We start from the raw sequence: 21,386 nt of genomic DNA on the forward strand, positions 1-21,386 counted from the left end.
AGCGAAGTTATCCAAGGCAAATCAAAAGGAAATCCAGCAAATATGCGTACAAAAAATAATGCCAGTCAGCTTAACTGACTGGCATTACGCAGCAGCGGGCTTTTTTATTCTCAATGGCGCGGCTTAATGCGGATTCGCAGAGCCAATCACAAACTGCCCTTCTTGTGCATCAACAGTCACTATTGAATTAGGTTTAACCTGCCCCTTGAGTAAGGTCTGCGCCAAGGGGTTTTCTATATAGTGCTGAATAGCACGTTTTAACGGCCGTGCACCAAAGACTGCATCAAAACCAGCTGCAGCTAACAGATCCAAAGCGCTATCAGTCACCGACAAACCAAAGCCTTTATCCTGCAAACGCAAACGCAGACGCTGCAACTGAATCGAAGCAATGTGGCGGATATGAGCGTTATCCAGCGGATGGAATACCACGGTTTCATCCAGACGGTTTAAAAACTCAGGTCTGAAATGTTTACTCAGTACTTCCATCAGCATGTCTTTCATTTGCTGATAATCCTGATGCTGATAATGCTCCTGAATAAGGTCTGAGCCTAAATTCGAGGTCATAATGATCACTGTGTTTTTAAAATCCACAGTACGACCTTGTCCGTCGGTTAAACGACCATCGTCCAGTACCTGCAACAGAATATTAAACACATCCGGATGCGCCTTTTCTACCTCATCCAGCAGTACTACGGAATAAGGTTTGCGCCGCACAGCTTCAGTTAAATACCCTCCCTCTTCATAACCAACATAACCAGGAGGTGCTCCAACTAAACGCGAGACACTGTGTTTTTCCATAAACTCCGACATATCAATGCGGATCAGCGCCTCTTCGGTATCAAACAGGAACTGCGCTAAAGCTTTGGTCAGCTCAGTTTTACCAACCCCTGTCGGGCCTAAAAACAAGAAAGAGCCTATAGGTTTATTCGGGTCGGCTAAACCTGCACGGGAGCGGCGGATAGAATTCGAGACCGCTTCTAAAGCTTCTGTCTGGCCTACTACACGTCTTTGCAGTTCCTGCTCCATCCGAAGCAGCTTATCACGCTCGCCTTCCAGCATTTTACTGACCGGAATACCAGTGGCCTTGGACAGGACATCGGCAATTTCCTGCTCTGTTACTTTATTCCTGAGCAAAGTCATTTCGTGCATTTCAGCCTGAGAGGCTAAATCCAGGCGTTTTTCTAACGCCGGAATACGTTCGTATTTCAGCTGTGACATGCGGTTTAAATCACCAGCACGGCGAGCCACTTCCATATCCAGTCGGGCTTGTTCTAAGTCCGCTTTGATATTCTGTGTGCCTTGTAAGGCCGCTTTTTCTGAAGTCCAGACTTCATCCAGCTCGTTGTATTTCAAATCCAGTTCACGAATTTGCTCCTGGATCATGTCACGGCGTTTTTTGGTCGCATCATCAGTTTCTTTGGCAAGCGCATTGTCTTCCAGCTTCAGCTGAATAATACGCCGCTCTAATCTGTCCAACTCTTCTGGCTTGGAGTCCATCTGCATTCGGATGCTGGACGCTGCTTCGTCAATTAAGTCTATGGCTTTATCCGGCAGTTGCCGGTCACTGACATAACGGTGTGACAAAGTAGCAGCCGCCACTATGGCCGGATCGGTAATTTCGACCGCATGATGCAACTCGTAGCGTTCTTTTAGGCCACGTAAAATGGCGATAGTATCTTCTACTGAGGGCTCATCCACTATGACTTTCTGGAAACGTCGCTCCAGTGCCGCATCTTTTTCAATGTATTTGCGGTATTCATCCAAAGTGGTCGCACCTAAACAATGCAGTTCACCCCGCGCTAACGCAGGTTTGAGCATATTGCCAGCGTCCATAGCACCATCGGCTTTGCCTGCACCGACCATGGTATGAATTTCATCGATAAACAGAATCACCCGGCCTTCTTCTTTTGAAAGCTCGTTCAATACCGCCTTTAAACGTTCTTCAAATTCACCACGGTACTTAGCCCCCGCCAATAACGAGCCCATATCCAAAGACAATACCCGCTTGTCTTTTAAACCTTCCGGTACTTCTTTATTGATAATACGCAGCGCTAAACCTTCGACTATGGCGGTTTTACCTACACCAGGTTCACCAATCAGTACCGGGTTGTTTTTAGTGCGGCGCTGCAAAACCTGAATACAACGGCGGATTTCTTCATCCCGGCCTATCACCGGGTCTAACTTACCGGCTTCAGCCCGCGCTGTTAAATCCACCGTATATTTGTTCAGAGCCTGACGGCTGTCTTCTGCGTTCGGATCATCCACATTCTGGCCGCCACGGATCTGATCTATAGCTTTTTCCACTGCCGCTTTGTCTAATCCAAGCAGGCGTAATAAATGGCCCAGTTCAGATTTATCCTCACAGGCGGCCAACACAAATAACTCGCTGGAAATGTACTGATCTTTTCGCTTCTGCGCGTATTTATCACACAAATTCAGCATATTAATAGTGGCCGCAGACAGCTGAACATTCGCATCCGCGCCTTCTACCTTGGGCAATCGCTCTAAGGCTTGGGATAATTTGGAACGCAGTTCGTTGGTGTTGATACCAATTTTGCTAAATAAATCTTTAGTGGATCCACCTTCCTGATCCAGCAAAGCAAACATCAAATGAATAGGTTCTATAAACTGATGGTCACGGCCCAAAGCCATAGATTGAGCTTCGGCTATGGCCAATTGGAATTTGCTGGTGAATCTGTCGAGTCTCATAACATCTCCGCATAAGTCAAACTGCTGTTGACATTAAGATGGGGGAGAGCTGACTAATTATCAAGCAGTAAAACGTCAAAAATTTGACTTATATCAATCCATCCAGATACAGGAGGCCATGCGACCTGTTTGGCCATCACGGCGATAGGAGTAAAAACGTTGTGGGTCGGAGTACGTACAAAAACCGCCACCGTATAATGGAGTCACACCAGAAGCGTTCAAACGAAATCGCGCCAGTTGATATAAGTCAGCCAGCCATTTACCGGTTTTATCCGGCACTGCTGCAAAAGCAGCATCAGCTTTGGCATCTTTTTCCACAAAAGCTTGCCGTACTTCGTCACCAACTTCAAAAGCGCTGGGGCCAATAGCTGGACCTAACCAAGCCATTACCCGACGGGGATCAGGGAATTGTAGCAATGTCTGTTCCAGCACTCCATCCACTAAACCTCGCCACCCCGCATGAGCGGCCGCCACCTGAGTACCATCCAGATCACAAAACAATACCGGCAGACAATCTGCTGTCAGTACCACTGACACCAGGCCTTTGGTTTTAGTGGTGCTGGCATCGGCAGTCACAGGTCCTGCAGAAAAATCAGTGTGTTCAAGCAACAGACAGTCTGTGCCATGCACCTGATTGAGCCATAAAGGTTCAGCTGGCATCTTGGCCTCTTGCCTGAACAGCTGACGATTCTGCGCCACAGCTTCAGGCCTGTCATGGACATGACTGCCTAAATTCAAGCCAGCATAAGGAGGCAAAGAGACGCCCCCCTCACGAGTACTGATTGCTGTTTTGACATTCAATGGCGCAGGCCAGTCTGCTTTGAACATCAGGTAAAGTCCAGACCATGGATTTCAGTGTCTTCACGTAGCGCCAGCGTCAGTTGAACCATATCGTCCGGAATAGGCGCATGCCATTCCATAATTTCACTGGTAATAGGATGGGCTAAACGCAGCATAGCCGCATGTAATGCCTGACGTTTAAAACCACGCAATACAGTCAGCAGAGCTTCATCAGCTTTACGCGGTGGACGTGGACGTCCTGCGTATACTGGATCGCCTACCAGCGGGTAATTGATATAGGTCATATGCACACGAATTTGGTGGGTACGACCTGTTTCCAGACGTAAACGCAAACGAGTGTGGGCACGGAATTTTTCCATTACACGGTAGTGGGTTACAGCAGGACGACCTGAGCTGGTTACCGCCATATGAGTACGTTTGGTAGGGTGACGGCCTATTGGCTCATCCACTGTGCCGCCCGCTGTCATAGTGCCATGGCAGATCGCTTCGTATTCACGGGTAATTTCCCGCTCCTGCATCGCTTCCACTAAATGGGTCTGAGCCGGAATAGTTTTGGCAATCACCATTAAACCTGTGGTGTCTTTATCTAAACGATGCACTATACCCGCACGTGGCACTTCAGCAATAGAAGGACAGTGGTGTAATAACGCGTTAAGTAAAGTACCGTCGGCATTGCCCGCACCAGGATGCACCACTAAACCCGCAGGTTTATTGATCACCATAATGTGCTCGTCTTCATAAACGATATTCAGATCAATAGGCTCAGCTTCAAAACGTTCATCGTCCGGTAACTCGGCCTGGATCAATACAGACTCCCCTCCCAGTAACTTTTCTCTGGGGGTGTTGCAGAGCTGGCCATTGATTTGAACCCAATCGGCTAAAATCCACTCTTTTATTCTGGAACGCGAATAGTCCGGGAACATTTCCGCTAATACCTGATCTAAGCGCTTACCAAAAAGATGGTCAGGTACAATTTCTGCAAGTTTTATCTGTTTTGTCATGTCGGAACCAGTTATCCTGTGTGCATACCCGAACTGTCTGGGTTAGAATCGGGCTATAAAAGTCTATTTTAACGGTTTTACTCCAGACTAAATAGCCAATAGGTTTAAGTAGTAGCGGATTTTTAAATGAAAGTGAATTTTTTAGCCATAATCGCCCTAGCTTTAACACTTACCGCCTGTGCGGGGAACAAAAATGCCGAAGAAGAGCTGGTTAATACCAACCAGTCTGCTCAGCAAATGTATGAAGAAGCCAAAAATGTGCTGGACTCAGGTCTGTATAACAGAGCTATTGAGCTGTTAAAGGCGATGGAAAGTCGTTATCCATTTGGCCCACTGTCTCGTCAGGTGCAGTTGGATCTGATTTATGCCTACTACCAAAGTGGTGATACCACTCAGTCGTTAGCCAGTATCGACCGTTTTATCCGGTTAAATCCAAACCATCCGGATTTAGACTACGCCTACTACATGCGTGGCCTGAGCAATATTAAAGCAGATGAAAACTCCTTTCAGGAGTTTGTTGGCATAGACAGAGCTGACCGCGATATGTCCAGCACCAAACAAGGTTTTGAAGATTTCAAAATTCTGGTGAGCACTTACCCAAACAGTAAATATGCCAACGATGCCAGAAAGCGTATGTTTGCCATCAAAGAAAAACTGGTTCGTTACGAATTACTAGTTGCTGATTATTATGTTCGTCGTGGTGCTCATCTGGCAGCGGCTAACCGTTGTAAATACATTGTTGAGTACTATCGTGATTCACCACAGGTAGAGCAAGCACTGAAGATTATGGTCGAAAGTTACGATAAATTAGGCTTGGCGAAATTACGTGATGACGCTAAAGCGGTGTTGTTGCTGAACTTCCCTAACGCTCTGAATTAATATACCCGTCGTAATTGAAGCCGCAGCTTTGTTGACTGCGTCTGATTTTAAGAAGAAGAGTATCGCCCCAGTCACATAGTTCACTATGCGCCTGGGGTCTTAATCACTTGTCGCCTCGCTGCAACATCAATTACCTAGGGTATAAAAACAGAAAAAACGGCTTTTAGGCCGTTTTTTTTATGTCTGCTTATGCCTAACTTTGCGTTTACAACGCATCCAAGGCTTCTGATAATTTACTGACTGCAACTACTGTCATGCCTGGAATGGCCTCTTTGGGCGCATTGGCAACTGGCACTATAGCGCGTTTAAAGCCATGTTTCGCTGCTTCTTTTAAGCGCTCCTGACCGCTGGGTACAGGACGGATTTCACCGGACAACCCCACTTCACCAAACACCACCAACTCATTAGGCAGAGCCTTATTTTTAAAGCTGGAGACCAATGCCAGCAAAGTGGCTAAATCAGCACTGGTTTCGTTGACTTTGACGCCCCCCACCACGTTGACAAACACATCCTGATCCGCCATTTGAATACCGGCATGACGATGTAATACAGCTAGTAACATCGAAATACGGTTTTGCTCCATCCCCAAAGTGACGCGACGTGGGTTATTTAGCGGTGAATAATCCACTAAGCCTTGAATTTCCACTAGCAAAGGTCGGGTTCCCTCCCACAGCACCATCACAATAGAGCCTGGCGTGTCTTCTTTGCCACGGCTTAAAAATATCGCGGATGGGTTTTTCACCTCACGCATACCTTGCCCTGTCATGGCAAAAACACCCAGTTCATTCACAGCACCAAAACGGTTTTTATTACCTCGTAACGTGCGGTATCTGTTGTCCGTATCACCATCCAGTAAAATAGAACAGTCGATACAATGCTCAAGAACTTTGGGACCAGCTAAAGAACCATCTTTGGTAACATGACCGACCATAATCACGGCGACATTATGCTGCTTGGCAAAACGGGTTAAATAAGCCGCGCTTTCCCGCACTTGCGACACACTGCCTGGCGCAGACTGAATATCGCTCATCTGCATCACCTGAATGGAGTCTATGACCATAATGCGCGGCTTTTCCTGCTGCGCCAGCTGGCAAATAGTTTCAACATTGGTTTCAGCCAGCATCATTAAGTTTTGTGTCGGTAAACCTAATCTGTGAGCTCGCAGCGCTACTTGTTGCAGCGACTCCTCACCCGTGACATACAGAGCTTTATCTGCTGTTGCCAGACCACACATAATTTGCAGCAGCAAGGTACTTTTACCTGCACCAGGGCTACCGCCTATTAAGATGGCAGAACCTGGCACAATACCACCTCCCAGAACCCGGTCAAATTCGGCAAAACCAGAGCTAAATCGCGGTACATCCTGCAGGTCGACCTGATCCAACCGGATCACTTTGGCAGCAGTCGCACCAGCATAACCGTCAAAACGTTGCTGTTTTGTCAGGCTTGGCAAGCGCACTTCGCTAATGCTGTTCCAGGCACCACATTCTGTGCATTGGCCTTGCCAGCGCACAAAGTCTGCGCCACAGTCATTGCAGACGTAAGCACTTTTAGTTTTAGCCATTTTTTAATCTCTTTTTATTAAAAGGCACGATTATTGCTTTTACATCGTACTGGTTTTACTCTAACCCAATTATTGATGCGGGGCATGATGCCCTGTAAGTGTTTAAGCGAGCATGACAACAAACGACTTACAAGCTCATAGCAGCGTGCTGGAACGCCTGAAACCCCTTATTAACACAAAGATGTTTGATGAGGAATTTAAGTTATTGACCGCAGACTTAGCCAAATCACAACAATTCCTGATCAAAATGGAATTAAAACGTCTGGCCCAACCCTGCAGCTATTATATAGATTTACGTGGCAGGGTCGACGGCGAAGTTCGTCCTTTTGAGTATAAGGGTCAGACTCATTATCTGGATGAAGTGGCAATACAGACCTTTGAAAAAGGACTGAGACAATATGGCCAATACACTATTGGGATTTTTGAAGATGTCACCAACACCGATAACAACTTCAGAGTAAGACATCAGCAGGAAACCAATAAAAGGCTGCAGGATGTGTTATCCAAAGAGACCACCAGCACAAGCAATCTGACTTCGCAAACCTCAGATATTGATGCAACAATAAACGATTATAAAGCAGCTCACCTGATCCGCTTTGCCGGTTATAGTGTTCGCCGCGAAGAACGGATGAATTTCTCCATTGATATTGAAGTTCTGTTGCAAGAGGACGAACGTTTTCCCGCAACGACCAGTGATTTGTCCGTTTCTGGCTGCAAGATAAAAATACCTCTTGCAATAGAGATGAGTGCCGGGCAAAAAGTTGCCATATTTTTCAGTGGTTTAGAACAAGAGTTTGCCTTAGGTATCAATAATGGCATCCCTTATCAGGTGATCGACGTTGAAGCTGCTGACAAAAGTTATTATGTCAGATTAAAACGTTTACCTCTGGCGGACGAAAAAGGCTTTTCAGAGTTTCTGCAGCATTTTATTCATGGCAATAAAAGACGCTATAAGGTCAATCTGGATAACACCTATGAAGCGGTATTTATCAAAGGTTACGAACAGTTTTACCTGCCACGTATCAGTTCTTTACCCGTATTTCTCTCTGTTCAGGATGGCAAAGCGACACCGAGCTGTGTATTGACCACGGAAAATAACAGGCATCTGATGCATTATTTTCAGGATGAGCGCCAGCAACATGTCTTGCCTCAGTTACTGCATGTCCGTCGCTTAAAACAATGTCTGGCCAAAGATGCCAACGAGCACAGCACTGTGCTTTATACCTTTACTCATGCAGCCAAAGGCAGATTATTCTTTTATTCAGCGACCAGTGAAGAATTGCAGCAACACTCTGAACTAAAACCTGTATTTTTTGGCTTTGGTGCGGCTAAACCCAGCTTTCGTGCGTTCAGAATGTCGGTATTACGTACTTTGCCTGCTCATGCACATATTCCATTGTCCTTACCAAACAGTGCTGATCAGGAAATACAAAAGCTAAACCAGCCCCCTACACCTTTAATCGCAAACTTTATTCGTAACTTGCGTTATATAGTGGAGCTGACTGATATCAGTACTGCGCACAGCTCTAGCCTGTATAAAGCCATGACCTATGACGCCGCTCTGCTGAATAAGCTCAAAGTATTTGGTCATGGCAAACTGGAACATATTCCTCCGATTGAAAGTGCCTCAGTGCAGTATGTCAACTTACGTTCTGAGAGCCGATTTTTACATAAAACTACAGTGATGCTGGCACAGGCTAAAGGACCTGATATTCAGGCATTTAGCCGCGACTTTTCCAGTAAAGGCCTGCAAATTGAATGTGCGGAACCTGTCAGTTTTTCAAAAGGTGATCAGGTAAAAATCAGTTTGCCGGAACTACAAAAAATCACCACTAAACATCAGCTTTCTGGCTTAGCTTATGAAGTGATGGCCGTCAGTAAAAATAAACTGATTATGAATATGCGGGTAATAGACCCAACCAATGATCATCCAGGAAAAATATTTTTCCAACAACTGATTAATAACAACAGAAGCAAACTGACCATGGCAGAGGAAACTCCTAAGTTTCCTGGCCTTGGTCCTGCATTACGAAATATGTACGTCAAGGCTTTGGATAACTTCGCGTTTTATGTACATCGACAAGGCGTGCGCTATAACCTGGATGTGGTCGCTGTTGGCGCTAAACCCAATTCACTACACAAGCTGCTGGCGCAGTTTAGTGATAATGCCAACTCAATAACTATGCTGCCGCTGTTGAAAAACAACGCCACCAATTTGCATTTTGCCAATCAGCTAAAAAAAATGAAGCGTCAGGAAGTACCATTCAGTTATGAGGTATTTTTACGTTTTATTCCAGGGCAAGACAGCATAGAGCAAAGCTTTGAAACTAAGTTTGATTTTGACTTTCAGTTGCATAGTGCAAAAAAAGCGTTTATCGATGATGTGGTCAATACTGATCTGTTGTTTGCTTTTAAAATCTTTTTATCCCGCACTGGTCGCCCTGACACCGAGCATATAGCTAAAGAACTTGGTTATGTCAGCACTTATGCTATTCACAAAGCAAAAGTACTGGAAGAGGAGCTGTGGAGCGTCGTAGGTGTAGGTGAAGTCGTTGATATTACAGATGAAGTTCTATTGCGTTCTAACCTGAGCAATACACAAATAGCGCAGCAACAGCAAAAACGACTGACGTTATTGGCGAGTATTCAACTGCCTGAATAAGCCTAGCCTCAGTACTGAGGCTCAATCTGCTTTAACCACAACACCACTTCGTTAAAGTGATCCTTACAGGCGCAAGGATGGGTCAGCATGGAAATGTGGTCATAATCCTGATGGTGGCTCTGAGCTTTCCCCAGCAAGGTATAACGTCCCTTGTTTAAGCCTGTTTCTGTCAGAAAAGCCTGTACATCCAGCGGATGACCTAACAACTGATCATTGATGGCAGCGAAATGCCAACTGACTGGCCAGCTGAGCTTGGCACAAGCGGCGGCATAATCAAAACCATCCGTCGGATCGGTAAAAGCATGACCACGGATCCAACCAATAGTATCTAATAAATACTGAGCTGGTTCGTTATCAGCACCAAAACGCCATTGTTTCGCGGGCAAATAACCATATAAACGGCAAAGCAGCGGTGATAGTCTGTTCCAGACCAAATCAATATGCAGACGTTTTTTGAAGCCTCCGACACGAATCACCCTTTTACTGCCAAAAGTGATGATGGCTTTTACCTTAGGCAGCAAGTGTGGAAAACGAGCTAAACTTGCGGCCAGCACCACACCAGCCCAAGAATGCGCAATCACGACTACAGGCTGTTGATACTGCTGCTGTAGATGCTGAATAAGAGACGGAATATCCTGACAAATCAGTTGCTGCTGACTGTGATTAAAATCCCTGCTGGCTTTAGGCTGAGATAAGCCCCGCCCGGCAAAGTCTGCGCAAGTCACATAAAAACCATGGTCTGCTAAAAAACAGCCTAAACCGCGACCCTTTTCATTATAAAAAATCCGGCTGTTTTCAATGGCGCCATGCAGCATCAGCACCGGATAAGCGGAATCGGGCTGGACTGGTGTGAGCTGGCGCAAATGCAGCTGATAATCAGCAACTGTCAGCCATTCAGATTGTTGGTGATGTTGCATCAGCAGTCCAATAAATAAAGTAATTGCAGCAGCGAACCTTGTCGTATCGCCGCTTTGGCCTGCGCCTGTACTTTAGGTTTGGCATGAAAAGCCACCCCAAGGGCTGCGACAGCAAGCATAGGTAAATCGTTAGCGCCATCACCGATAGCGACAGTCTGACTGGACGGAATATGGTATTGGCTGGCGATTCGTTGCACCACGTCCGCTTTGGTCTGAGCATCCACCACAGCCCCCAACACCTGCCCTGTCAGCTTGCCATTGATAATTTCCAGTTGATTAGCAAAAGTAGCTGTCAGTTGTAAACGCTGTTTTAGAGCTTCGGTAAAATAAGTAAAACCACCGGATGCGATCACCACTTGCCATTGATGTTGCTGTAAAAATGCGACTAAAGATTCTAAACCTGGCATCAGTGGCACGGCGTCTAACACTTGTTTCAGAATTGTCTGTGGGGCATCTTTGAGCGTGGCGACACGTTGTCGCAGGCTTTGGGCAAAATCCAGCTCACCGTTCATAGCTCGGGCTGTGACAGCTGCCACTTGCTCACCAACACCGGCTAGTTTGGCAATTTCATCAATGCACTCAATCTGAATGGCTGTCGAATCCATATCCATCACCAATACACCAGGTTGCTGTAACAACACAGGAGCTGGCAGATAGACCAATTCAGCAGTCCAGAGCTCACTCAACTGGCGTAAAGCCAGAATTTGCTCTGCGCTTAGGGCTTGCGGTAAGTCGATACGCACGGCCAAAGCTAAATCGGCATGAGGTCGATACAGACTCAAGGGATAAGCCGCATCAGCAGGCAATAACTTAAGCACCGCAAATAGCTGCGATAGCGTGAAACTCCCTGAAAAAATCCGCAGGCTGGCGGAGCTTTGCCTTGTGATTAATCCGGACCAGAATTCTGGCGCTGAAACAGCATCAGTAGCTTCACGTTCGCTTTGATAATAGCCGGAAGCGTGCAAATGCACTGTGTCGTGCGTTGCGCCATATGCTGTTAACCATTGAATTAAACTGTTGTCAGCAAAGGAGTTTGGGTCAATCTTATAATAAAAGCTCAAAAGGCCACCTGTACTTCATTCTGTTGCCGTGGCATTCTACCGACATTTTTAAGCCATTGTCAGTGTAAAAATCAGGCAAATTAATGCAATTAAGCGGTTATCAGCACAATAAAAACTCAAAATACTTCAGACTGGCTCAGCTGTTGCTGGCTTTGCTCGGGATTTGGGTGCTTTCACAGTGGTGGTGGAACAGTAACCAACAGGGCGAACTGTTGTTCCAGCAACAAAGCGCTGAACTGATGCGGTCTACTCTTGTGGCTTTGTCTCATACTGCTGCTTACCTGATAGACAACGACCAGTTGGAAAGCTTAAATCAGCTCACCACCCATATTGCCGCCACCCCTTATTTGCAGGATGTCGTAGTGTACGATGCCAACGGCGTGAAGTTATCTGCCTCAGAAGGCACAGCCGCAGCTCAGTTGTTATACGCCCCTCAACACGAACAAGCTTTGCTTGCCATGGTGCAGGAGATTACTCAGGACAACAGAGTGATTGGTTATATCAAAATCAGTATGAAGCTCGATGCCAGCTTGTTGCCAGTGACTCAGGCCTGGCAGCAGTTGATGCAGCAGGTATTCTGGATGTTGTTACTCGCTGGCGTGGTCGCTTTTATGCTACGCGGCACCTGGAGCAAAATTGTGCATCAATGGCAAAAATGGCGCAAAGGCAAACAAGCGGACGCTGCCAATTTGCTTTAGGTTATTTTATTTAACAGCTGTGCTGTTGTGTTCCAAAGCGCTTTTGCTATCTGCAGCGGATCTTCGCCTCTTAACTCCGCCAACTCTGTTAGTACCAAAGGTAACTGAGCTGGTGTATTGATCTGGCCCTGAAAACCATTTAGCGGCATAGAAGGAGAATCAGTTTCCAGTACTAAAGCCTCCAACGGAAATTGTTTCACTGCCTTGCGGGCTTTCTCAGCACGCTCATAAGTAATAGTACCGCCAATCCCCAGCTTAAAGCCCATATCAATAAAGGCTTTGCCTTGTTGGAAACTACCGGAAAACGCATGCAATATGCCGCCTTGGCTAAATTGCTGCTGTTTCAGGGTATGTAGCAGCTCATTCTGTGATTTGCGATGGTGCAAAATCACTGGCTTTTTTAGTTTGCCTGCCAGCTGTAATTGAGCCTCAAAACACTGCCGTTGCAAAGCGAAACTATGTTCATCCAAAGCGAAGTCCAGCCCTATTTCACCTATAGCACTGACTTCGGGTAAAGCGGCTAAAGCTTCAAGCTGCGATAGAGCCTCACGTTCAGATTCGCTTGCCCACCAGGGATGCACACCCAAGGCAATGTAAAAACCATAACGCTGCTTTAATGCCAGCAAAGGCAACCAGGCGGAGGATTGCACTGCAGGCACTAAAAAGTCATCCACCCCCACAGCTTTAGCGCTCGCCAGATGCAACTCCAGATCAGGCAATAACTCTGGTAAATCCAGATGACAGTGGCTATCAAATAATACAGGCCGCGTTTCGGCGGCCTGTGACGGAAGAGTTAAGGGCATAAACGCTCTATGGCCCAGCTTTGATCGGCTTGCTGTTTGTACATAAAGCGGTCATGCAGCCGGTGCTCGCCGCCTTGCCAGAATTCAATCTGATGGGGTTTAACTAAAAAGCCGCCCCAAAACGAAGGCACGGGCACTTCACCATGCTCAAATTTATGTTTAATTTCAGCAAACTTTTGCATCAACACCTGACGGGTCGAAACTGGACGGCTTTGCTCTGAAGCCCAGGCCGCCAGCTGACTCTCTTTAGGTCTGGACAAGAAGTAACTCATCACCTGACTGGTCGGAACCCGCTCTGCCGTGCCATAAACGATGACCTGACGCTCCAGTGGATGCCATGGAAAATGCAGACAAACTTTAGGGTTGTGCTCGAGCTCAGAGCCTTACGGCTACCTAAGTTGGTATAAAACACAAAACCTTTACTGCTGACATCTTTAAGCAAAACCAGACGTTGTGATGGCTGACCTGACGCATCCACTGTCGCTACACACATAGCAGTAGGGTCTGGTAATTCTGCAGTTACAGCGTCGTTTAACCAGGCTTCAAACTGCACAAATGGATCGGCGTTGAGCTTATCCAGGTCCAGTTTATCCATAGTATAACTGCGGCGAATATCAGCAATTTTCATCAGTTTGTCCTTGAACAGCGAAGATCTATAGGAGATTCCTGGCCTGAAGCGGATTACATCCGCTCCATCACTTCAATGCCTAACAAATCCAGGCCTTGTTTTAAAGTACTGGCCACCAAAATACTCAGCATTAAACGGCTGTTTTTTATATCTGGTTCAATGCCTTCTTTTAAAATAGGGCAAGCTTCGTAGAAACTCATAAACTGGCTGGATAACTCGTATAAATAGTTACACAACAGGTTAGGCACAGCATCTTTCATCACGGCCTGTAAAGTTTCTTCTAAGCGTAACAGTTTGACGGCTAACTGCTTTTCCTGCTCTTCCAGCAGTTGCAGCGGAGCTACAAAGCTCTCGTCGATACCGGCTTTGCGCAAAATGCCGCTGACCCGGGTATAGGCATATTGCAGGTAAGGAGCTGTAGCACCCTCAAAACTTAGCATCGCATCCCAGCTAAAGACGTAATCACTGGTGCGGTTTTTCGACAAGTCGGCAAATTTCACCGCGCCTATACCTACTTTACGCGCCACCTCAGCCATTTCTTCAGCGCTTAAATCAGAGGACTTTTGCTCAACCACGGCCTTTGCACGCACTACGGCTTCTTCTAACAATTCAGCCAGTTTGACAGTGCCACCGGTACGGGTTTTAAACGGCTTACCGTCTTCACCCATCATGGTACCAAAAGGACAGTGATCATAAGCCACATGGTCTTTTAACAAGCCGGCTTTACGGGCCACTAATTCCACTTGTTTAAAGTGCAGTGCCTGACGGGCATCAGTAAAAATCACGATACGATCGGCACCCAAATCAACACTACGGTACTGACAGGCGGCTAAATCTGTAGTGGCATACAGGAAACCACCACCGGTTTTTTGCACGATAAAAGGCGAAGGATTGCCTTCTTTATCTGCCAGTTCTTGCAAAAACACCACTAAAGCGCCTTCACTTTCAACCGCTAAACCCTGCTGCTTTAAGCTATCCACTATAGGCTGCAACATAGCGTTATACGCGCTTTCTGGCTTGATATGCTCATGGCCTAAGGTGACTTTTAAGGTTTTGTAGACTTCATCGCTGTGCTTAATCGAAGTATCGATAAACAGCTGCCACAACTTCTGGCAATGTGCATCGCCACTTTGTAATTTCACCACGTAATCACGCGACTTATCGGCAAAACCTGCTTCATCGTCAAAACGTTTTTTTGCTTCGCGGTAAAAGTCTTCAAGGTCGGCTAAGGCCACTTGCTCTAAATCGATACCGGCAGCCAGCTTGTCTTCCAGATGCGCAATCAGCATACCAAACTGCGTACCCCAATCGCCCATATGGTTCTGACGTATGACTTTATCGCCCCAGAATTCCAGACAACGCACTACTGCATCGCCAATAATGGTGGAGCGTAAATGTCCAACGTGCATCTCTTTAGCCAGGTTAGGCGCTGAGTAATCCACTACGATAGTTTGTGGAGCCGGGTTTGCACTTAAAGTTAAGCGTGGGTTTTGTGAAGCACCGGCTAACTGTGCCGCTATCCAGTCTTTGCGTAGCGTGACGTTAATAAAACCTGGGCCTGCAATTTCTACTTTCTCAGCCAGTTCAGCTAAATCCAGTTGTTGCACCAGCTGCTCCGCTAAAGCACGCGGATTTGTTTTGAGTAACTTGGCCGCAGCCATAGCGCCGTTAATTTGGTAATCGCCAAATTCAACTTTAGTGCTGATGGTCACCGCTGTGTTGGTGTCAGGAGGCAACCCCAATGCCACCATAGCGGCCTGGGTTTTGCTCGATAGTAATTCTTTGATATTCATAAAAAACCTTTAGCGCCTGAATTAATGTTCACGGGTTTTATGGAATTTGATCTTCGGATAACGTTCTATCGACAAATTCAGGTTCACCATAGTAGGAGCCAGATAAGTCAGGTTATCGCCACCGTCCAAAGCCAGGTTCATACTGGCTTTGTTTTTAAACTCGCTCAGGGCTTTCTGATCATCACTGTATACCCAACGCGCAGTCGTCACGTTGACACTTTCGTAAATCGCATCGACGTTGTACTCAGATTTTAAACGATGCACTACCACATCAAACTGCAGCACACCGACAGCACCTACGATCAAATCATTGTTATCCAGCGGACGGAACACCTGTACCGCGCCTTCTTCCGACAACTGCACTAAACCTTTAAGTAACTGCTTTTGTTTTAAAGGATCACGCAAACGAATACGGCGGAATAACTCAGGCGCAAAGTTTGGAATACCTGTGAAGTTAAACTTCTCACCAGAGGTAAAAGTATCACCAATCTGAATAGTGCCGTGGTTATGTAAACCTATGATATCGCCAGGGTAGGCTTCCTCAACATGCTCACGATCGCCCGCTAAAAAGGTTAATGCCTGTGGCACCAGCATATCTTTGCCAATACGCACATGGTGCATTTTCATGCCCTTTTCATATTTACCTGAACAGATACGTAAAAAGGCCACACGGTCACGATGTTTCGGGTCCATATTGGCCTGAATTTTAAACACGAATCCGGTAAAAGCAGGTTCAGACGGCTCAATAACACGAGTGGTAGTCGCACGGTGTTGTGGTGCAGGTGCCCATTCAGTTAAACCGTCCAGCATATGATCCACACCAAAGTTACCTAAGGCGGTACCAAAAAATACCGGCGTGAGTTCGCCCTTGCGGAACAACTCTAAATCAAATTCGTGACTGGCTCCTTTGACCAACTCCATCTCTTCGCGCAATTGGCCAGCGTAATAACCAATACGTTGATCCAGTTCAGGATTGTTGATGCCTTTAATCACATCCAGCTCCTGGATGGTATGGCCCATACCTGATTTGTATAAAATAATTTCGTCGCGGTAAATGTGATAAACACCTTTGAACTCTTTACCCGAGGCAATAGGCCAGGTAATAGGGGCACAGGCGATTTTTAATACGCTTTCTACTTCATCTAATAAATCAACAGGATCACGAATATCGCGGTCCATTTTGTTCATAAAAGTGATGATTGGCGTATCACGTAAACGGGTGACCTCCATCAGTTTAATGGTCCGGTCTTCAACACCTTTAGCGCCGTCAATCACCATTAAACATGAATCCACCGCCGTTAAAGTTCGGTAAGTATCTTCAGAGAAGTCTTCGTGACCTGGAGTATCCAGCAGGTTGACTAAGCAATCGGCATAAGGAAACTGCATTACAGAAGTAGTGACCGAGATCCCCCGCTCTTTCTCCATTTCCATCCAGTCTGAGGTGGCGTATTGGCCAGACTTTTTACCTTTGACCGTCCCTGCTTTTTGGATCAACTGTCCAAACAACAACACTTTTTCAGTGATGGTGGTTTTACCGGCATCGGGGTGAGAGATGATCGCAAAGGTCCTTCGCTTATTGATTTCATTGAGAAAATCTTGGTTTGCCATGTATAAATTCTTTTAGTTTGTACACGGATTTGTACACACTTTTGGAAGTACTCTCTTTTCAGTTCTTCGCTTGTCAAATCCGTCGTGTTAATCGTAATTGGCCGCTATTTTCGCTGATCTTGACTTTATAAACAATCAATGGTTATCTAATCTGTTACCATTTACTCTCAGCGTGCGCCAATGCTCAGTTGTAGCTGTTTGCAATCGTTGCTTCTTCAGCTCATGAACAACTGTGGCTAAACCACAAATTCCTTCGCTACCAGAAATCGATGATAGCTTGTCGTACTACACCGATTATGGTGCAGTTGCCGTTGATCGGTATTGCCGGGTATTGCGGGTTCAAAGGTTTTAGATACTTCTGTTCACCATCAATAACCAACTGCTTAAATGTTGCTTCTTTCGAATCATCCAAACGCGCAACAACCAATGAACCTGAAGAGTAAGGTAACTCAGGATCAACAACGATCACTGCTCCCTCAGGTATGGATTTTTTTCCGCTTGGATTTTCCATACTGTCGCCTTTTACGCGAAGTGCGAAACAACCCTCATGTGCTTTCCCAGTGACTTCACGCCACTCCTCAGCATCTTCATGGGCAAATCCCTCCGCTATTTCAGTCCAATCACCGGCCTGAACCCAGTTAATAAGAGGAATTCTTCCCTTAATATCAGGCCCGACTTCTACATTACCGACCCCCAAGCCAATCTCGCCATCACCTGTGGCGAGCCAATGAGCATTCACGCGAAGCGCCTCCGCGATCTGCATGGTGTAACGAGACCTAGCCGATTTACCAGAGCAAATCTGGCTGATCGACTGCTGTTTGATACCAATGCGACGAGCCAACTCAGACTGAGTCACCCCAGTAAGCTGCAAGGCATGGTTTAGTCGTTCGGATAAAGTTTTCATAAGCCCGTATTCTACAAATAAAACTGTAGCCTTTCAACAATTTTAACTGTTGACTTATCTACAGTTTAAACTGTAACATTCAGTCTTGTAACAGTTTTTATTGTAACAGGAGACGGTATGGAAGTGTTCAACACGACACAAAAACATCTCCGCCGTGCCATTGACTTGGTCGGCGGGCAATCAGCATTAGCACGAGCCATCAACTCAAAGCAGCAAAACGTCTGGTTTTGGTTGAATAAATCAGGGCGTGTTCCCGCTGAATTCGTTTTACCCATCGAACAAGCTACGCAAGGACAGGTAACCCGATCCCAGTTAAGACCGGACATCTATCCCGAATGCCCAAGCGAGCTGAAAGCCAGTAACCAGTAGGATTAAGGGCAAGTAATGGTCAGCATTTTACGTAAACACAGAAGCGAGTACCTGCATGCGTGATTATGGCAAGGTCTATACCCGCTTTTGGCTAAAGCAAAACGTTTTGTCCTGGAGTGACTCTGCGAAGTTGCTAGGACTGTATTTGCTTACATGCCCACACTGTAATTTGCTTGGCTGCTTTCGATTGCCGATTGGTTACGTTGCTTCTGACTTGAACTGGGATGAGCAACAAGTTGCTAAGGCTTTAAGTGAGCTAGAACAAGATAAGTTCCTGATTCGTTGCGAGGAATCCGGTTGGACTTTGATTCGGAGCTTTCTGAAGCACAACCCAATCGAAAACCCAAACCAAGGTAAGGCAGCCTTTCGGTTACTTAAAGATGTACCTGCCGACTTCGTTGGTATGGCATCGCTTTTGAAGTCACTTGCCGCTTTCCAAGCTCGGCTTCCAGAAGAATTTTCATCATTGTTTATGCCTGATGGCAACCCGGTAAGGGACTCTCAACGGTCGGATGACTCTGAGAGAAGCAATAAGTCAACAGTTAAAACTGTTGACCACATACAGTTTGAAGACTTCTGGGATGTACAAATACGCAAAGAAAAAAAAGCGAAAGCCAAAGAAGAATGGCTACGCATGGGCCTCAATGAAGACCATGAACTCGCCTTGGAAGTGCTAACACGCTGGAAAGAGCAACGTGACAACCGATTGCAGTATCAAGATCGGACGAAGACCCCTATGCCACATAACTGGCTTTTAAACCGGCAATGGGAAGACGAGTACGTTCGCATTGATGAAGCACAGCAAACACCTACGAGCCTAAAAGGCAGCAATCACCAGTTGAATATTGAAGAAAGCAATCGTCGCATCGCTGAAAGTTGGGCCGGACCAGGTATTCGGGAGGTTCGTTCAAGTGCAGGAGGTTGATAAACGCGAGTTTGCTGAGGTCTGGGGAGCCGCTTGGGCCATGTATGGCAAAAGCGTATCACCGCAATTGCTATCCATCGCATTTGAAGCCCTTCGTGCTTATAGCATTGAAGAAGTGCGAATCGGTCTGACTCGGCATATTCAATCACCGGATACTGGGCAATTTTTTCCAAAGCCCGCTGACGTCATCAAGCATATCGATGGCAACTCGGGTTCAAGAGCCATGGTTGCTTGGAACAAAGTTGACAAGGCTGTTCGTCGGGTTGGCGCTTGGACATCCGTGATGTTTGACGATGCGCTTATTCACCGCGTTATTTCAGACATGGGGGGATGGGTTGAACTCTGCAAGGTAGATGACAGGGAATACCCCTTTAAGCAAAAAGAGTTTTTAACACGCTACCAGGCTTACTTGCTGCGGGACGAAGTGGGTGAATACCCAAGGCTATTACAGGGTATTGCAGACCATCAGAACCAGCAAAAAGGATTTGATATGCAAGCGCCTGTTGCCGTGGGTGACTGGTCAAAAGCGGCACAAGTTTACACGAGAGGCATCGCCAATTTTAGCGCAGTGCCTTTGAAAAGAATAAGCCCGAAAGCCATTCAGGCGCTTCTCGGAAATCAATTAGAGGACAAAAATGAAAACGATTAAAGCAAAAACCGTTGCCCTAGTGATAGCCATGTCCGCAAGCACTTCAGTCTATGCGTTTCCGGGCTATCAGTGGGAAAAAGCAGCACAAAGTGTTGGTATTGATCCAGTCATGCTCTACGCCGTTGCCTTGGCTGAGTCGGCCTCACATCGAGGTCTTAACATGACCAGTCCATGGCCATACGCAATTCGCAATGGTTCAAACGCAACCTACGCCAAATCTAAGACAGAAGCGGAGCAACTGTTAAACCAAGCACTGCAAGAGAGTGAAAAATACCAGCTCGATATTGGCCTTATGCAAATCAATTTGCATTGGCATGGGCATCGAGTGAGCTCAGCAGCTGAACTGCTAGACCCCATCACCAACCTTACTGTCGGCTCTAGTATTTTGGCCGAAGCAATCAAGTCTTCACCAAACGATTTAGAGCTTGGCATAGGCCGCTATCACAGTTGGAACGAAGAGCGTGCACGCTGGTATGGGCAAAGAGTGCTTTCTATCTATCGCAATATTTTACATGAACTGGAGGTCCGTCAATGACAACCAATCAACAAGACTTCTATCAATTAAATTTGGCGTACCTACACGCAGCACGTGAATTAGCGCGAATTGATCCGCAAGAGGCGGTCTTGCGCTTTGGACTTACACGCGACGTGGTGGATGCACTGATTAATGCCGGTGTTGACGACCTGCAACGAGTGGCGACCTCATCATTCATGCTGTTTCAACCAAGGGGTAACCAAAGCCAACTGATTGAGATGGTGAAGAGCAAAGGCACAGGTATCCCAAGAATCGCTTATTTATTATCAACCCTAAACAACAAGGGGGATGCATGATTGATAACCTGTCCAAAAGTGAGCTGTTTACCCGAGCCTCGCTGCTTATTAAGTACGGATTTCGAACGACCATTATCGCGCTCGATACAGGTTTGCCAATCCACATTATCAGAAGGCTGCACAAAGAAGTGACTGGCAAGTCACCTTGTCCTGGTCAATTGCCAGAATCTGATGCCATCGTTAAAAGCAGAAGAGCCCTAGTTGAAGGCTCCCTGCTGATGGCGCTTTATGTCAATATTGGTGGTGATAATGTCTACAAGCAATTAAATATCGATGCTTTGATGAAGGCTTACGATGCGTACTTGGTTGCAAGAGAAGAGGCAGATCTTCCAGCTGAAATCCCCTGGAAAAAACTGACCATCAATGAAGGTTGGGTTCTAGCTCGTGATTTAAGATCACAGCTTGCATCCTTACACCGGTGTCGATGCGGTAGTCTGTATTTGACGGTATCTCAACAGCGCATTCAGCTTAAATGTCCTGTGTGCGAGATTATGGCCGAGCAAACCACTAGAGCACTTTTTGAGAACTAACATGCTGATACATGATTTGATTGTGCACCGCCCGTGCACTTTGAGAGTACTAAG

19 protein-coding genes and 1 pseudogene are annotated in these 21,386 nt (G+C 46.4%); 9 read left to right on the forward strand and 11 right to left on the reverse strand.

Annotated features, from left to right (window positions below; genetic code table 11):
• Positions 1–123 precede the first annotated feature (123 nt).
• The 3 genes from clpB to rluD form a co-directional block, all read right to left on the reverse strand.
• Positions 124–2,709 (reverse strand): ATP-dependent chaperone ClpB, encoded by a 2,586-nt coding sequence (clpB, locus tag WH43_RS19245; protein ID WP_053426165.1) that lies wholly within the window; start codon positions 2,707–2,709, stop codon positions 124–126.
• A gap of 93 nt (positions 2,710–2,802) precedes the next feature.
• Positions 2,803–3,537 carry a peptidoglycan editing factor PgeF gene (gene pgeF, locus WH43_RS19250; RefSeq protein ID WP_053426166.1) on the reverse strand — a complete coding sequence of 245 codons (735 nt, stop codon included), beginning with the start codon at positions 3,535–3,537 and terminating at the stop codon, positions 2,803–2,805.
• Positions 3,537–4,511 (reverse strand): 23S rRNA pseudouridine(1911/1915/1917) synthase RluD, encoded by a 975-nt coding sequence (gene rluD, locus WH43_RS19255; protein ID WP_053426167.1) that lies wholly within the window; start codon positions 4,509–4,511, stop codon positions 3,537–3,539. The genes pgeF and rluD overlap by 1 nt, the downstream gene beginning before the upstream one ends.
• Before the next feature lie 126 nt (positions 4,512–4,637).
• On the opposite strand from rluD, the gene WH43_RS19260 reads away from it, so the two are divergent.
• Complete coding sequence (locus tag WH43_RS19260; RefSeq protein WP_053426168.1) at positions 4,638–5,390, forward strand: outer membrane protein assembly factor BamD; 753 nt, start codon at positions 4,638–4,640, stop codon at positions 5,388–5,390.
• Positions 5,391–5,595: 205 nt separating this feature from the next.
• On the opposite strand, the gene radA is transcribed toward WH43_RS19260, so the two are convergent.
• Complete coding sequence (gene radA, locus WH43_RS19265; RefSeq protein WP_053426169.1) at positions 5,596–6,954, reverse strand: DNA repair protein RadA; 1,359 nt, start codon at positions 6,952–6,954, stop codon at positions 5,596–5,598.
• Positions 6,955–7,066: 112 nt separating this feature from the next.
• On the opposite strand from radA, the gene WH43_RS19270 reads away from it, so the two are divergent.
• Positions 7,067–9,616, forward strand: a complete 2,550-nt coding sequence (locus WH43_RS19270) for a PilZ domain-containing protein (protein WP_053426170.1) — start codon at positions 7,067–7,069, stop codon at positions 9,614–9,616.
• 8 nt (positions 9,617–9,624) lie between these two features.
• Here the strand turns inward: WH43_RS19270 and WH43_RS19275 are convergent, their stop codons facing one another.
• Both WH43_RS19275 and serB read right to left on the reverse strand, forming a co-directional pair.
• Entirely contained in the window at positions 9,625–10,533 is a 909-nt protein-coding gene (locus WH43_RS19275) for an alpha/beta fold hydrolase (RefSeq protein WP_053426171.1), read from the reverse strand.
• Positions 10,533–11,594 carry a phosphoserine phosphatase SerB gene (serB, locus tag WH43_RS19280; RefSeq protein WP_053426172.1) on the reverse strand — a complete coding sequence of 354 codons (1,062 nt, stop codon included), beginning with the start codon at positions 11,592–11,594 and terminating at the stop codon, positions 10,533–10,535. The genes WH43_RS19275 and serB overlap by 1 nt, the downstream gene beginning before the upstream one ends.
• 83 nt (positions 11,595–11,677) lie before the next feature.
• On the opposite strand from serB, the gene WH43_RS19285 reads away from it, so the two are divergent.
• A complete protein-coding gene (locus WH43_RS19285) occupies positions 11,678–12,292 on the forward strand; it encodes a hypothetical protein (protein WP_053426173.1) in 615 nt (204 codons plus the stop codon).
• Here WH43_RS19285 and WH43_RS19290 read toward each other — a convergent pair.
• The 5 genes and pseudogenes from WH43_RS19290 to WH43_RS19310 form a co-directional block, all read right to left on the reverse strand.
• A complete protein-coding gene (locus tag WH43_RS19290; protein WP_053426174.1) occupies positions 12,289–13,095 on the reverse strand; it encodes a TatD family hydrolase in 807 nt (268 codons plus the stop codon). The two genes, WH43_RS19285 and WH43_RS19290, sit on opposite strands and share 4 nt — an antisense overlap.
• A pseudogene (gene pdxH, locus WH43_RS21145) lies at positions 13,086–13,723 on the reverse strand (pyridoxamine 5'-phosphate oxidase). Before pdxH ends, WH43_RS19290 begins: the two are co-directional and overlap by 10 nt.
• A 53-nt stretch (positions 13,724–13,776) precedes the next feature.
• Positions 13,777–15,516 (reverse strand): arginine--tRNA ligase, encoded by a 1,740-nt coding sequence (gene argS / locus WH43_RS19300; RefSeq protein ID WP_053426175.1) that lies wholly within the window; start codon positions 15,514–15,516, stop codon positions 13,777–13,779.
• A 21-nt stretch (positions 15,517–15,537) separates the two neighbouring features.
• Positions 15,538–17,124 (reverse strand): peptide chain release factor 3, encoded by a 1,587-nt coding sequence (gene prfC / locus WH43_RS19305; RefSeq protein WP_053426176.1) that lies wholly within the window; start codon positions 17,122–17,124, stop codon positions 15,538–15,540.
• Positions 17,125–17,380: 256 nt separating this feature from the next.
• On the reverse strand, positions 17,381–18,028 hold the full coding sequence (locus WH43_RS19310; protein ID WP_000854920.1) for a LexA family protein: 648 nt from the start codon (positions 18,026–18,028) through the stop codon (positions 17,381–17,383).
• Positions 18,029–18,145: 117 nt separating this feature from the next.
• Here WH43_RS19310 and WH43_RS19315 point away from each other — a divergent pair, with 117 nt between their 5' ends.
• Genes WH43_RS19315 through WH43_RS19340 form a run of 6 tightly spaced genes read left to right on the forward strand, consistent with a single transcriptional unit; the run spans position 18,146 to position 21,332 of the window.
• Complete coding sequence (locus WH43_RS19315; protein WP_000451746.1) at positions 18,146–18,397, forward strand: helix-turn-helix domain-containing protein; 252 nt, start codon at positions 18,146–18,148, stop codon at positions 18,395–18,397.
• Between the two features lie 55 nt (positions 18,398–18,452).
• Positions 18,453–19,322, forward strand: coding sequence for a hypothetical protein (locus WH43_RS19320; RefSeq protein WP_053426177.1), 870 nt, complete (start codon positions 18,453–18,455; stop codon positions 19,320–19,322).
• The gene (locus WH43_RS19325) at positions 19,309–19,971 is read left to right on the forward strand and encodes a DUF6475 domain-containing protein (RefSeq protein WP_053426178.1); all 663 of its coding nucleotides are present in this window, start codon (positions 19,309–19,311) and stop codon (positions 19,969–19,971) included. Before WH43_RS19320 ends, WH43_RS19325 begins: the two co-directional genes overlap by 14 nt.
• Positions 19,958–20,506 (forward strand): lytic transglycosylase domain-containing protein, encoded by a 549-nt coding sequence (locus WH43_RS19330; RefSeq protein WP_000848909.1) that lies wholly within the window; start codon positions 19,958–19,960, stop codon positions 20,504–20,506. Before WH43_RS19325 ends, WH43_RS19330 begins: the two co-directional genes overlap by 14 nt.
• On the forward strand, positions 20,503–20,802 hold the full coding sequence (locus tag WH43_RS19335; protein ID WP_000210563.1) for a flagellar transcriptional regulator FlhD: 300 nt from the start codon (positions 20,503–20,505) through the stop codon (positions 20,800–20,802). The genes WH43_RS19330 and WH43_RS19335 overlap by 4 nt, the downstream gene beginning before the upstream one ends.
• On the forward strand, positions 20,799–21,332 hold the full coding sequence (locus WH43_RS19340; RefSeq protein ID WP_000566753.1) for a FlhC family transcriptional regulator: 534 nt from the start codon (positions 20,799–20,801) through the stop codon (positions 21,330–21,332). Before WH43_RS19335 ends, WH43_RS19340 begins: the two co-directional genes overlap by 4 nt.
• Positions 21,333–21,386 lie beyond the last annotated feature (54 nt).

It is taken from the genome of Rheinheimera sp. KL1, from assembly GCF_001275035.1.
Classification (GTDB): Bacteria; Pseudomonadota; Gammaproteobacteria; order Enterobacterales; family Alteromonadaceae; genus Pararheinheimera; species Pararheinheimera tangshanensis.